Origin of the sequence: Marinomonas sp. UCMA 3892, from assembly GCF_012726345.1 — a bacterium.
Lineage (GTDB): Bacteria > Pseudomonadota > Gammaproteobacteria > Pseudomonadales > Marinomonadaceae > Marinomonas.
Genome location: NZ_PTXN01000007.1, coordinates 133,540 through 147,654, shown reverse-complemented (window position 1 = coordinate 147,654; position 14,115 = coordinate 133,540). Strand labels below are relative to the sequence as shown.

Annotated in this window: 12 protein-coding genes and 1 riboswitch; of the genes, 6 read left to right on the top strand and 6 right to left on the bottom strand. The window is 41.8% G+C overall.

Annotated features, from left to right (window positions below; translation table 11 throughout):
• Window positions 1-32 precede the first annotated feature (32 nt).
• From B6N13_RS11410 to B6N13_RS11385, 6 genes are read right to left on the bottom strand one after another with little or no spacing between them, the layout of a single operon-like run.
• Complete coding sequence (locus B6N13_RS11410) at window positions 33-1,067, bottom strand: glycosyltransferase family 4 protein (RefSeq protein WP_169459474.1); 1,035 nt, start codon at window positions 1,065-1,067, stop codon at window positions 33-35.
• Between the two features lie 27 nt (window positions 1,068-1,094).
• Window positions 1,095-1,880 carry a glycosyltransferase family 2 protein gene (locus B6N13_RS11405; RefSeq protein ID WP_012071150.1) on the bottom strand — a complete coding sequence of 262 codons (786 nt, stop codon included), beginning with the start codon at window positions 1,878-1,880 and terminating at the stop codon, window positions 1,095-1,097.
• Window positions 1,877-2,809, bottom strand: coding sequence for a glycosyltransferase family 9 protein (locus B6N13_RS11400; protein ID WP_012071149.1), 933 nt, complete (start codon window positions 2,807-2,809; stop codon window positions 1,877-1,879). Before B6N13_RS11400 ends, B6N13_RS11405 begins: the two co-directional genes overlap by 4 nt.
• The gene (waaF, locus tag B6N13_RS11395) at window positions 2,806-3,810 is read right to left on the bottom strand and encodes a lipopolysaccharide heptosyltransferase II (RefSeq protein ID WP_012071148.1); all 1,005 of its coding nucleotides are present in this window, start codon (window positions 3,808-3,810) and stop codon (window positions 2,806-2,808) included. Before waaF ends, B6N13_RS11400 begins: the two co-directional genes overlap by 4 nt.
• Window positions 3,803-4,750 carry an ADP-glyceromanno-heptose 6-epimerase gene (rfaD, locus tag B6N13_RS11390; RefSeq protein WP_169459411.1) on the bottom strand — a complete coding sequence of 316 codons (948 nt, stop codon included), beginning with the start codon at window positions 4,748-4,750 and terminating at the stop codon, window positions 3,803-3,805. The genes waaF and rfaD overlap by 8 nt, the downstream gene beginning before the upstream one ends.
• Before the next feature lie 55 nt (window positions 4,751-4,805).
• Window positions 4,806-5,954: an AGE family epimerase/isomerase gene (locus tag B6N13_RS11385; RefSeq protein ID WP_169459410.1), complete on the bottom strand. Its 1,149-nt coding sequence runs from the start codon at window positions 5,952-5,954 to the stop codon at window positions 4,806-4,808.
• A 96-nt stretch (window positions 5,955-6,050) separates the two neighbouring features.
• On the opposite strand from B6N13_RS11385, the gene hldE reads away from it, so the two are divergent.
• The 6 genes from hldE (at window position 6,051) to B6N13_RS11355 (ending at window position 14,073) form a co-directional block, all read left to right on the top strand.
• Window positions 6,051-7,478: a bifunctional D-glycero-beta-D-manno-heptose-7-phosphate kinase/D-glycero-beta-D-manno-heptose 1-phosphate adenylyltransferase HldE gene (gene hldE / locus B6N13_RS11380; protein WP_169459473.1), complete on the top strand. Its 1,428-nt coding sequence runs from the start codon at window positions 6,051-6,053 to the stop codon at window positions 7,476-7,478.
• A complete protein-coding gene (msbA, locus tag B6N13_RS11375) occupies window positions 7,479-9,269 on the top strand; it encodes a lipid A export permease/ATP-binding protein MsbA (protein ID WP_012071144.1) in 1,791 nt (596 codons plus the stop codon).
• A 2-nt stretch (window positions 9,270-9,271) separates the two neighbouring features.
• Window positions 9,272-10,498 (top strand): 3-deoxy-D-manno-octulosonic acid transferase, encoded by a 1,227-nt coding sequence (locus tag B6N13_RS11370; RefSeq protein ID WP_169459409.1) that lies wholly within the window; start codon window positions 9,272-9,274, stop codon window positions 10,496-10,498.
• Between the two features lie 22 nt (window positions 10,499-10,520).
• Window positions 10,521-10,640, top strand: a riboswitch (TPP riboswitch).
• 79 nt (window positions 10,641-10,719) lie between these two features.
• Entirely contained in the window at window positions 10,720-11,733 is a 1,014-nt protein-coding gene (thiB, locus tag B6N13_RS11365; RefSeq protein WP_012071142.1) for a thiamine ABC transporter substrate binding subunit, read from the top strand.
• Window positions 11,709-13,340, top strand: a complete 1,632-nt coding sequence (gene thiP / locus B6N13_RS11360; RefSeq protein ID WP_348981541.1) for a thiamine/thiamine pyrophosphate ABC transporter permease — start codon at window positions 11,709-11,711, stop codon at window positions 13,338-13,340. Before thiB ends, thiP begins: the two co-directional genes overlap by 25 nt.
• A complete protein-coding gene (locus B6N13_RS11355) occupies window positions 13,327-14,073 on the top strand; it encodes an ATP-binding cassette domain-containing protein (protein WP_012071140.1) in 747 nt (248 codons plus the stop codon). Before thiP ends, B6N13_RS11355 begins: the two co-directional genes overlap by 14 nt.
• Window positions 14,074-14,115 lie beyond the last annotated feature (42 nt).

The window sequence follows — 14,115 nt, the reverse complement described above, 5'->3', positions numbered from 1 at the left end:
TAGGCCGTTAAATAACGGTCTGTTTTGGTATGTCAGGCCGTTATTTTTTTATAGATGGAAAAATATCTTTCAGCCATTTTTTGTGGCGTATAATTTTCAATTTGTTTTTTGGCTCCCTCGATCAATCTCGTTTGAAGTGCCTTATCACTGGAAAGCTTTATTATGGCGTCTTTGAGTGCAGAACTATCGTTCGCTTCGACTAATATTCCAGTCTCATTATCAATAACAATGTCTGGAATGCCACCAACATTAGAAGCAATGATAGGAACACCTGCATCCATAACGTCTAACAATGTAGATCCTAAACCCTCATTTCTAGAAGGGAAGGCAAAGAGATCGAAGTAAGGTAAATAGTCACCAATTTTTGGTTTGAATCCCATCCATGTAATATTTTTAATGTCTTTGGATAAAGACTCAAGTTCTTCTTTATCTGCACCATCTCCAAAAAAAACAATATGCAAGTCGGGATGGCTTTTTTCTAATAGGCTAGCAGCTTCAATAAGAACTTTTTGTCCCTTATGTTTATCAACTAATGCACCTACATGGCCAATAATTATCTTTCCAGGAAAAGCATTTCGGAAGGCTTTGCCTTCTTTGTGATCGGTTTCTAAATGGGCTAAGGTACTAGGGATCTGATTGACTTCTCCCCATTTTTTATCACGAATTTGGTTCGCAATAAGTGTGGATATGCCCACTAATGCAGACGCATTACTGTATGTCTTTTTATTTAACCACTTATCTTTTACGACAGTATCGACTCGTCGAGTAAGTATGTAAGGGGTGTTTCTTAATAGCTTGTGAATATAAGCCCAATGGACAGCTTTGGCTTCATGTGCATGAACGATATCAGCATGAGGAGCGGAATAGTGGCCTGATAACTGATTATTTGCCGCAACAAAAGATAGGTCCTCGACGTCAGCAAGCCTAGTGCGAAGCGGGGAATCTTCTCGACAAGCAAGCAATTGCTTTATTTTAAAGTGCTTTGCTAGGGCTCTTATAAGAAGCTCTGTTTGTCTTTCGCCGCCACGGAAGCCTTTAGCGAGATTGACATGAAGTACTGTTAGCATTTTGCTCAAGGTGTGTCGCCTGTTTTGTTACCAGATGTTTTTAAAGTCGTCTTGTTTTGTAACGCTAGGGTCGCGTTGATATTCCAGCAGTTTCGCGTATTTTAAATAGCTATTGACGGCCGCACTCAATGCTACTGTCATTCCATCTACGCCACCCATGAATCCCCTTTGAAAAATATACTTACGGATAAAAGCATTTAGGCCATGAGTAAAAGGGGAGAAGCAATTTGCGCGCTTGCCTTTTGCATACATGATTTTAGCTGCTCTTCCACTGAAATTACGGCCAGGTTTGGCAAATAATTCGCCAATATTTTTAAAGGAATAGTGGATGATATCGGCATCGATATTTTTAACGTTTTTAGTTTGCACGCTGGCGTGTTGTTTGACATCGGCAAAGCGAGTTTTGTCTGTATTGTATAATCGAATGCAGCGGTCAGGGTACCAGCCGCAATGCTTGATCCAGCGGTTGCCAATCATATTTTGTCTGCGAAATGAGTAGCCTTCAATGCTGGTAGATTCTAGATCTAACTGCTGAATGGCTTGTGTCATTTCTGGTGTTAAGCGTTCATCAGCATCTAAGCTTAGTACCCAAGTATTTTGAGTGTGGTTTAGTGCGACATTTTTTTGGATGCCGTCACCTAGATAGGGCTGCTTTACTACGGTTGCGCCTAAGCTTTTAGCGATTTCAATCGTATTATCGGTGCTTCCTGAGTCAACTACGATAATTTCATCGCAGACAGTTTGCATAGACTCTATACAAGCGGCGATGTTTTTCTCTTCGTTGAGGGTGATGATATTGCCTGAAATTTTCATGCTTGGCTCTTCAATAAATTAACAGCGTATTCGGTGACGCTTTTGATGGTAATGGTTTTGATGTCATTTCCTTTCTGTGGGAGCACTTTAACTGACTTTGCATGGCTTAGAAACCACTCAGTATTAGGCTCTCTAAATAGACCTATATAAGGTTTTTGCATGCATTGCGCTATGTGAGATGGCCCACAGTCATTTGCTATGGTTAAGTCACAGTGATCGACTAGCTTTGCTATGTCGTTAAGAGGGATGTTTACGTGAAGAGATGAGTTTTTGATATTCAGCTCCTGCATGTATTGAATTTCTCTTTTCTCATCTGGCCCTAATAGAATATGGAGATGACAATTTTTTTCTAGTGTATTGGCAATGGATTGTACAGCGCTAATAAAGTTCTCAATTCCCCATTTTTTTCCTTCACCAGCACCGCCACCAGGCATTATAAGTATGTTTAGCTCTGCTCTATCTAGATTCAAATTGGAGTCTTGTATTAACGCTAAAAAGGGTGCTGCTAGAGCATTCAGTAGGGCTCGCTCATCTCTGATGAAGATTTTTAGATAAGCTAGCGCTCTGTATTCTGTATCACATAAAACGTTATGTTTTTCAGAAGTTAAGCTGATAAGAAAATCATTTTTTACAAAGTCGAAGACTCTCCCACCTTTAATAAATTTATATAAAATGACAGGAAGGCGATTACTCGGTCTCAAATTAAGCAGGTTGTCACAATGCTTAAGTTTTTTAAGGTCTTCGAGTCTACTTTTTGACTGAATGCATTCTTTTACCCAAGGAAGCTGGTTGTAAATCCATCCAACATTGCTTTTTGATAAAAGAGTCAGGTCTTGGTTGCCATAGTTTTGGAAAAAGAAAAACAGCACCGGAATACTTGTTATTTGAGCTCCAAAATGCGGTCTATTTCTAAGTAATACAAGATTCATTGGGTAAGGACTGTCCTTATAATCATGTCAGGAGTCAGTTGATTCTGACAGTTAGTATGCTCGAGTGGACAGGTTCTTTTAAAGCAAGGAGAGCATTCAAGGTGAAGATTATGAATGGTCTTGTTGCTTGTGAGAGGTGGTGTAAATAATTCGCTTGTAGATCCATAGATTCCATGTACTTCAGTGCCAACGGCTGCTGCAATATGCATTAATCCAGAATCATTACTAACGGCTTTTTCTGCTATCGCAAGTAAATCTATAGCATCTACCAATTGGGTTTTTCCACAAAGATTAACGGCAAACTCACCTAGGTGGCTAATGATTACCTCGCCGTCGTTTTGGTCTTTTGGTCCACCTAATACCCAGACTTGATAACCTGCTTCAATGGCGCTTTTGGCTAATTCATGGAAATAAGCGATAGGCCACTGTTTAGAAGGACCAAATTCAGCACCTGCCATGAGAGCGATAGCCGGCCTATTTGATAAGTTGTGTTGCTGAAAGAGCTTTTTCTGATTATCTGAGTCAACTCGTAATGCAGGTAGCGGGATATCCATAGGAGGATAGGCTAACTCATTAGGCAACCCTAAAGACGTAAAGCGTTTTACGGTTTGATTTAAAATGCTTTTATCTAGCTTGCGACGTTCATTTAGCAGGATGTAACGCTGCTCACCAGTAAAGCCGATGCGATGCGTAACCTTGGCAAAAAAGGGTACCAAGGCAGATTTCCAAGAACGAGGTATCACGATGGCGTGATCATAGTGTTCAGAACGGAGTGAATGCCCTAGTTTGCGGCGTGTACTGATTCCCCATTCACCATGACCTGTGGGCAAGGTGATTGAGTTACGAACCTCTGGCATTCGAGCTAATATAGGTGATGACCAGTTAGGACCAATAACATCTATGATAGCCTCTTCATCACGCTGCTTTAGAGTAATAAAGAGGCTTTGCGCCATGACCATATCACCAACCCAAGATGGGCCAACAATTAAATATTTAGCCATTTGTATCGAGCCAACCTAAATAATCTTGAACGCCTTGTGCTAGTCCGCGGAAACTTCCTTCATATCCAGCTTCACGAAGCTTGCTTATGTCTGCCTCAGTGAAACTTTGATAAGCTCCTTTTAAATGTTCTGGGAAAGGGATGTATTCAATTTCACCTTGCTCATAATGGGCAATCACAGTTTCAGCGATTGTGCGAAAAGGCTCCGCTTTACCTGTGCCTAGGTTGAATATTCCTGATTTTTCTGGATTTTCTAGGAACCAAAGTTTGGTATTAACTAGATCTTCAACGTAAATGAAGTCTCGGCTTTGACCTCCTGCTTCGTAACCATCATAGGCACCAAAGAGTTTTGGGTTCTCGCCCCCAAGTACTTGGTTACGAAGGTGAAAAGCCACGCTGGCCATGCTGCCTTTATGTTGCTCGCGAGGCCCATATACGTTGAAATAGCGGAAGCCAACAATTTGGCTTTTTGCTTTTGGCAAAATAGCGCGAATGTATTGATCAAATTGGAATTTGGAGTAGGCGTACATGTTAAGAGGCTTTTCGTTTTCACGGGATTCTTGGAAAATGGGGCCAGAGCCATAAACAGAAGCAGAAGATGCGTAGGAAAACGGTGCGTCATATTTTAAACAAAAATCTAGTACCGCTTTTGAATATTGATAATTTACATCCATAACATATTTTCCGTTCCATTCAGTGGTTGCAGAGCAAGCACCTTCATGGAAAACGGCAATAGGGTTAATTCCTAATGTATCGTTTTTTATGGCGTCCAAGAAGTCATACATATCCATGTAATCAGCAATATCGAGATCTGACAGGTTTAGACATTTTTTACCGTCCGTCAAATCATCTACCAAAAGGATATTCTTGATGCCTTTGTTGTTTAAGGCTTTGATGATATTGCTGCCAATGAATCCGGCACCACCAGTTACTATATACATAATTTATGTCCTATTTTGTCTTTGTTAAGTTTACTTTTAAGCTAACAAGCCAAACTTAGAAAGAACCCTGAAAATCATTGTTTACTTTTGCCCATGCTATCACTTCTGTTAGGCCGAGAAAAATATGGTAGCTACTGGTGCCAGGTAGCGGAAATGTTTTTGGGGAGTTGTCTTTGTTAAGATACTCATTCCAACGGCCATCTGATAGAAAGTAATGCTGTTGGGCAAAATTGATTGCTTTCTCTAAACGGTCTATTTTTTCTTCTTTGCCAATCGGCATGACTGTGACTGCTTTTAAATATTCGGTAATCGGCCAGATACGTTTTTCTTTATCAATAGCTTGCTTGGTATCTCCGTCTATTTGATTGTAAATGCCGCCGTTGTCGGCAAGTCCATGTCGGGTTGCTGTTAGCCAGAGCTGCTGTGCTAAGTCAGTATAGTCGGAATTAGGGATTATTTTATTTGCTTGGTAAAGCAACCATACCCATTCGAAGTGGTGTCCTGGCTCTACTTGATTGCCTGTTTGAGGGTCAAGACTCCAATCAGAGCAAAAAAACTCACGTAGCGTCTTTGTTTCATTGTGATAAAAGCGCTCAAATGCCAATGACAGTAGAGATTGGATAGCCTCTTTATAATCGTCATCATGGGTTGTATCAAAAGCAGCAACATAGCCTTCTAGTAAGTGCATGTGTGGGTTTTGGCGACGAATTTGTTTGCTATCAACCGGATAGGATTCATAAAAACCGCCTGATTGTGCCTGCATCTTCTCCAATAAAAAATGATGTGTTTTTTTCATATAAGCAAGAGCGCGATCATCTTTTGTCGTTTTGTAGTAATGACTAAAGGACAGTAGTACAAAGGCAAGAGCGTAAGCATCGGATTGCTTGTCTTTTATTGAAAGGTCGTCGTTTAGCGAAAAGATCCAGCGCTCATCAATAAAGTAGTGAGTGGTGATAAAGTCGAAAAGAGGTGTTAGTTTTACTTGCCACTCAGGCACGCTTTTGATTTGGCAGGCATGGCTAAAAGTATACAACTGACGACATTGAGTTAATAAGCGAATACGGCCAACACTGTTGTTGGTCCAGTCATGATTCATGCTTTCATAACTATAACCATCTTCCTTGTTGATACCATAACAAGACCAATTGTTTAAAAGTTCATCAAATAAGAACGATTGGCTAGATAATAGAGCGGAATTCAGCATTGTGTAAAAGCCTTATTTCGTATGTTTTAGGTATGTCCAACTTGGTGTGGGAGTATGATAAGATGAGTGTCTCTAAAAATCGATTATTATGTGCCTATGAACTCTTCGTATTTGAATTTTAAAGATAAACACATCCTTGTTGTTGGGGATGTTATGTTGGATCGCTATTGGCATGGCGGCACCTCGCGCATTTCACCTGAGGCTCCGGTTCAAGTTGTTAAGGTTTCCAGTATTGAAGATCGCCCAGGTGGTGCCGCAAACGTAGCATTGGGTTTGGCTAAATTAGGTGTATCTGTAACGTTAGTAGGTGTAGTCGGCAACGATGAAAATGCTGATGTTCTGGCTCGTTGCCTAGAAGATGCGGGGGTAATTTGTCGTTTTGTTCGCTCAGAAACCTTACCAACCATCACAAAATTGCGAGTGATGAGTCGCCATCAACAACTAATCCGTTTGGACTTTGAAGAACGCGAAGACAGTCTTTCCCAGAATGAAGCATTGGCAAAAGTCGTCGAAGAGTGTTTGCCTAAGTCTGATGCTGTTATTTTTTCTGACTATGCAAAGGGTTGCCTTGCTGATGTTCAGTCTTTGATTAAATTATCAAATGCAGCGAAAGTTCCTAGTTTTGTTGACCCTAAAGGTAATGACTTCTCAATCTACCAAGGAGCAACCTTAGTTAAGCCGAACCTTCTTGAATTCGAAACGATAGTGGGTAAGTGCCGCTCAACGAAAGAGTTGGAAGAAAAGGCTAAAGCTCTGCGTGAGCAATTTGGCTGGAAAGCATTATTGGTCACTCGTGGCGAAGATGGCTTGATTTTATTGAGTGATGATAAACCTCCTTTTTCATTGGCAACGGCTGCTAAAGAAGTATTTGATGTTACGGGCGCTGGCGATACGGTTGTTGCAGTTTTAACTGCGGTTTATGTTACGAGTAAGCGCTTTATTGATGCTGTTGAATACGCTAACCAAGCGGCGGGTTATGTTGTTGGAAAATTGGGTACTGCATCAATCAGTGCTGAACGACTAGATGCCATCATGTTTCAGCGTTCTCATAACACCAATTTTGGCGTGCTCTCGCCAAAAGACCTGCTTGAGCAAATTAAACTGGCGCAGATGAATGGTGAAAAGATTGTTTTTACGAATGGCTGTTTTGATATTCTTCACCCTGGACATATTGCTTATATGAAGCAGGCTAAAGCCCTTGGAGATCGTTTAATTGTTGCCGTCAATACCGATGCATCAGTTAAGCGACTTAAAGGCGAAAAACGTCCAATTAATAACTTGATTCACCGCATGTCTGTGCTTGAAGGTGTGGGCTCTATTGACTGGGTAACTTGGTTCGACGAAGACACGCCAAAAGAAATTATTGAATTCTTAACGCCTGATGTTTTGGTTAAAGGTGGGGATTACACCATAGAAACAATTGTTGGTGCAGATCATGTCTTAGCTCATGGAGGAGAAGTAAAAGTTTTGACTTTTGTTGATGGTTACTCAACTACCTCTATCATCGAAAAAGCGAATTTATAAATGCAAGATAAAGAAAATATAGAAATCGAAACTCCGGCGCAAAAAGCTCCTGTTTCTGGTATGCAAAATTATTTTCGCCTTTTAGGTTATGTGCGCTCATCTTGGCTGTATTTGGTTCTTAGTATAATAGGTTATGTCATCTATGCATCGATGGAGCCAGCTTTAGCTGCTTTACTAAAGCACATTGTAGACATTGTTTCTGAAGGTAAAATATCAGATAGTCGGCTATTAATACCTTTAGCTATCTTAGGGGTTTTTATTGCTCGAGGTGTAGGGACCTTCTTAGGTAACTATTTTATGGCGAAAGTTGCCAATAATGTGGTGTTTGATTTACGTACCAGCATGTTTAATAAGCTCGTACTCTTGCCCTCTAATTATTACCATTCTATTCCTACAGGACGACTTCTTGCTAAGCTGACATACGATACTGAGCAAGTCATTGGCTCTATCACTCAGGCAATACGGGTTCTTTTGCGCGAAGGTTTAACAGTTGTTGGTCTGTTAGGCTATATGATTTATATGAACTGGCGACTTTCCCTATTGTTTTTATTGGTTGTGCCTTTAATTGGTTTAATTGTTTCTTATGCCTCTAAGCGTTTTCGCAAATTGAGCACTCGAATCCAAAATGCTATGGGGGGAGTTACTGATGTTGCATCAGAGGCGATCAAAGGGCATGAAGTAGTTAAAATATTTGGCGGTAGCCAGTATGAAATAGCACGTTTCGATAAGGCTGCGAATGAAAACCGTCGTTCCCAGTTAAAAATGGAGATGACTAAATCTCTTAATATTCCTATTGTGCAGTTTATTCTTGCGCTGATGATGGCGATTCTAATTTGGTTTGCTTTAAGCCCTTCTATTAGTTCACATATGTCTCCAGGTGATTTTATCGCCTTCCTGACTGCTGCTGGTATGTTAGGTAAGCCTATTCGTCAGCTGACAGATGTAAACAGTATATTGCAAAAAGGTATTGCCGCTTCTTACAGTATTTTTGATTTCTTGGATTTGCCAGAAGAAGTTGATAAAGGGACTACTCCAGTTACTCGCTTTAAAGGCGATATCGAGTGGAATAATATGTCCTTTAAATACACTGGAGCTGAGAAACAGACATTAAAAAATATTAATTTGTCTTTGCCCGCTGGAAAAACTTTAGCGTTAGTAGGGCGCTCTGGTAGTGGTAAATCCACGATAGCGAACTTAATTCCACGCTTTTACGACATTGATGATGGTTCCTTGAGTATTGATGGTGTTCGTATCAATGATTATAAGCTGACTGAGCTTCGCTCTAATATCGCTTTAGTAAATCAACAAGTTGTACTTTTTAATGGCACGATTCGGGATAATATCGCCTATGGTTTTTTGCGCGATACCAGTGTGGAAGATGTCATTGAAGCAGCTAAAGCAGCCAATGCTTGGGACTTTATTCAAGAGCTGGAGCATGGTCTAGATACCATGGTTGGAGAGAACGGTGTTCTCTTGTCTGGTGGGCAGCGGCAGCGAATTGCGATAGCTAGAGCTATCCTGAAAAATGCGCCTATTTTGATTTTGGATGAAGCAACATCAGCATTGGATACAGAGTCAGAGCGAGCAATTCAGATGGCCTTGGATGGTCTAATGGCGAATCGTACCACTATCGCTATTGCCCATCGTTTATCGACCATTGAAAATGCCGATATTATTGCGGTTGTGGATCATGGTGAGATCATTGAACAAGGTTCGCACAGTGAATTGATAGCGATGAATGGTGCTTATGCGCAGCTTCATAATCAGCAATTCAGTGAGACACCAGTTTAATTATGTGGCTGTACCGTTCTTTATTAGTCTTATTAACTCCAGTTATTTTATCGAAAATACGGCGTTTTAAGAAAACCTATCAGCATTATCGTGCTAAAGAAGCGTTTGGCTTCTGGCCTTCTGTTGAAGCAGACTTATGGATTCACTGTGCGTCTGTGGGCGAGGTGCTTGCCGTTCGCCCCTTGGTACTTCAGTGGCGTGAAAAATACCCGGCACAGCGCCTGTTAATTACCACCATGACTCCAACTGGTGCAGAGCAAGTGGTAAAAACCTTTCCTTTTGCTGAGCATCGATATTTGCCAATGGACTGGCGCTCAAGTGTTAAAAGGGCACTTAAAAAACTAACCTGTAAGCATTTATTAATTGTAGAAACCGAACTTTGGCCTAACTTGTTACAACTGGCTAAGAAGCGAGGTCTACGTGTTGAGGTAGTGAATGCTCGTTTGAGTGAGCGTTCTTTCCAGCGCTATCAGAAGTTTTCAGCTATCTCGCGTCCTTTATTTGCTTTACCGGATTGTTTTTTGGCGCATGCACAAGCTGATGCAGTGCGCTTTGAAGCGTTGGGAGCAAAAAAAGTATTAGTGACAGGAAGTATTAAATTCGATCTTGCTGTGCCGCCTGAAGTATTTCAAGCTAACTGGCGTCGACAGTTAGGTTCAAGGTTTGTCTGGGTGGGAGGAAGTACTCACCAAGGTGAAGATGAAATGCTATTGCGCGTTCATAAGGCGCTGCTACAAAAATATCCAGATGCGTTATTGGTACTGGTTCCTCGTCATCCTGAACGCTTCGAAGCGGTACAGGCTTTGGCTGTGCAGTCTTTTGAGCGAGTTGCTCTTCGTACTCAAACGGCACTCGATCAATGGGCTAATTTTGATGTGGTGATTGGCGACTCCATGGGAGAGTTGATGTATTACTATCAAGCATCTGATATGGCTTTTGTTGGTGGCAGTTTGATTAAACGCGGTGGCCACAATCCGATTGAGCCCGCCTTGCTTGGAAAGGCAATTTTAGTTGGACCCTATACCTTTAATTTTATGGATATTACTGAACAGCTTTTGCAGGTGAATGGCGCTATTCGTTGTCAAGACGAAGCGCAATTGACAAAAGTAGTTGTGGATCTTGCGGGGCAATCGTCTCAGCGTTTCCGTCTCGGTCAAACTGCATTGCGTTTTGCAGAAAAAAATCAAGGTGCAGTCACCAGAGTGCTTGCTGAAATAGACTTCCGTTGATCGACTCTTTACAATAAACGCTCATTATCTCATGGGGTGCTTTAGCATTTAGTAAATGTTAGAGCTGAGAAGCAGATTGTCTGCTAACCCACCGAACCTGATCCAGATCATGCTGGCGTAGGAATCGAGATAGCAAGTTGAACTGCCGACATTTATAGTAGCTCAAATATCATTCTTGCCATTTCCCCTGTACGCCGCTCACTTATTTTAGGAGCGACACTTTGAAATCATTTTCGTTAACTTCTCTTTTTTCTGCGGCTGTTGTGAGTCTTGGCGTAGTTCTTTCGCCTGTAGCATTGGCGACAGAGACTCTGAATGTATATACCTATGATGCGTTTGCATCCGACTGGGGCCCAGGCCCGAAGATAAAAGCTAATTTCGAAAAAGAATGTGCCTGTGAAGTGAATTTTGTCGCGTTGGACTCTTCGGTTGGTATTTTGTCTCGTGCTCAGCTAGAAGGTAAATCGTCACAAGCTGATGTACTTTTGGGGCTAGACCTAAATCTAATGGAAGCCGCAAAACAGACAGGTTTGTTGGCGGATCATTCTGTTGATACATCAGCTGTTACTATTGCTGGTGGCTGGTCGGATAAAATCTTCGTGCCCTTTGATCAAGGCCACTTCGCTTTTATTTATAACTCTGAAACGCTTCAAAATCCACCAGCTAGTTTGAAAGAGGTGGTAGATAATCAAGATCTACGAGTGATTTATCAGGATCCAAGAACAAGTACGCCAGGACTTGGTTTGTTGTTGTGGATGAAATCCGTTTATGGCGAAAATGCGACTGATGCTTGGGAGCGTCTTGCTTCGCATACTGTAACCGTTACCAAAGGTTGGTCTGATTCCTATAGTTTGTTCTTAAAAGGCGAGGCTGATGTGGTTTTGAGTTACACCACATCACCGGCTTATCATATTGTTGCGGAAGGGGATGATAAGTACAAAGCTGCTACAGCCACTGAAGGTCTTTACCCACAAATCGAAGTGGCAGCGATGATGAAAGATGCGCCAAACCCGGCTTTGGCGAAGCGCTTTATGCAGTTTATTTTGCAGCCAGGTTTCCAATCAACAGTTGCAACAGGGAATTGGATGTTACCCGTGGTTAAGCTAGATGAAAAATTACCAGCGGCTTTTGACAGTGCTTTAAAACCGGTTAAGAGTTTAGTCTTGCCAGCAAAAGACGTGGCGCAACATCGCAAAGCTTGGATTGATGAGTGGTTAAATGCCACGACTCGATAATAGACGTTAAGTTGTTTTTCTTTCGAGCTGTCAAAGGGTTATTGCCAGCACTATTAGGTGTTGGCTTTTTCCTGTTAATGGGAGCTGCCAGTTTGGCGGCTCTTTTGCGTTATAGTGAATTGCACTCTTGGCTTGGCTATATGCAGCAGCCTTATCTTTGGCGGGTTGTACGTTTTTCCTTATGGCAAGCGCTATTAAGCAGTAGTATTAGCTTACTTATTGCTATTCCTATTGCTTCCTGTCTTATTCATCGCCAGTTCTATGGTCGATCTGCTTTACTACAATTGTTTTCAGTTTCTATGGTGGTGCCAACCATTGTGGCGATTTTAGGCTTGGTGGTTGTCTATGGCCGTACAGGGTGGCTGAATCAGTTGTTTGGGGTGCAAGTTCCTTTGTATGGTTTAACGGGTATCTTGCTAGCTCATGTGTTTTTTAATATGCCACTGGCAGTGCGTCTTTTACTACAAGGCTATGATTTGATTCCTTCTGGGCAATGGCGCCAGGCTTCGCAGTTAGGTTTCTCTCGTTGGGCAGCCTTTCGTTGGATTGAATGGCACTACATGAAAAAGGTTCTGCCTGGAGCTTTTGTGCTAATTTTCATGTTGTGCTTCTCGAGCTTTGCTGTGGTGTTAAGCTTAGGTGGCGGGCCAAAGTTTAGTACCTTGGAAGTGGCAATTTATCAGGCGCTGCGATTTGATTTTGATCTCAATAAAGCCAGTTTTTTAGCTTTGCTTCAGGTATTCATATGTACTTTATTCGCAGTTATTGTTTATCGAATCGCACCAGTTAATCGTCAAGATGTGAGCTTGTTAGCGGTAAAGAGTTATTCACTTAAGGATTCTTTTTGGGCTAAGTTAGCGGATTGCTTGGCTTTACTCTGTGCGTTTGTATTAGTCATTCCGCCTTTTGTGGCGATTTTTGATCCGATTTTTTCACCGGCTTTCTTAAAGACATTACAGACTGTTGCTTTGTGGAATGCCGTGTTAGTTTCGTTGCAAATTGCGGTTCCAGCTGCGTTGACGAGCTTGTTGCTTGGTGTCTGTTTTGGTGTGCTGGCGAGGTTTTGTATGGCGCGTCAGTATTTTTCTTTTTTGCCAAACAAAATCGAGCACTTGGGGAATATGATTTTAATGGTGCCGGGGTTGGTAATTGCCACTGGCTTGTTTTTGACTTTGCGTGATTTTGGTTGGGGGCTGCAGTCGAGTTATTGGATTGTGGTATGGGTTAATGCGGTTATGGCGCTACCTTTTGTGCTGCGAGCTTTAATGCCAGTAATGTATCAGCAAGAGCGGCGGTTTCGAAATGTATATTTAAGCTTGGGGATTCAGTCTTGGTCGCGATGGTGTCTTGAGTGGCCGTTGATTCGATCAAGTGTTGCGCAAGCATTAGGTTATGCCCTTCTGCTTTCTTTGGGTGACATGGGGGTGATTGCACTATTTGGTAGTCAGGGCTTGGTGTCTTTACCATTATATTTATTTCAATTGATTGGCTCTTACCGATTGGAAGAAGGTGCTTGTGTTGCTGTGGTATTAATCTCTCTGTGCTTGATCTTGTTTTATTGTTCGTCTCGCTTTATTGGTGGAGTAACAGCACGTGTTAAACATTAACCTTCAATATGATTGGGAGAATTTCCATGCCAGTTATAGTGTGGAGATTTTTCCTGGTGTCACCACTTTGCTTGGTGGTAGTGGTGAGGGAAAAAGTACTCTATTGCATTTGTTGGGTGGTTTTCTAGACGGTCGTGGAGAGCTTTTCTTCAACAACGAATCACTGCTTTCTTTACCTGCTTATGAAAGGCCAATATCGACTTTGTTTCAAAGTGATAATTTATTTCCGCAATTAACAGTATGGCAAAATGTCGCTATTGGTTTGTCTCCATCTTTATCTTTGAGTAGCGAGCAAAAAACAAAAATTCAATGGGCGCTTGAAAAAACACAACTTGTTGATAAAGGGGGCCGCTACCCACAGGCTTTGTCTGGAGGGCAAGCCCAAAGGGTCGCTATTGCACGAGCATTGGTACGAAAAAAACCGATCCTGTTACTCGATGAACCTTTTAGTGCTTTGGATCCTGCCTTGCGTGAAGAAATGCTCTACTTGGTAAATGATGTAACGCTAGAATTGGGATTAACCACCTTATTGGTATCGCATTTGCCGCAAGAAGCGAGTTTGGTTGGCGGACGAGTTATCTTGATTGAACAAGGTCGTATTACAGCTCATGAACCTGTATCTGTTTTAACTCAAATCGAGCCTCATCCGCTTTTTTCTCGTTACCTTGGGATGTCTAGTTCTGGATTGTCCAATATTGAAGGGTCTAATTGCTCGACAATGCCGCTTGATTGAGTTAAATATTCTTTCTGTTTTTATTTATATCAAAGAGCGGCC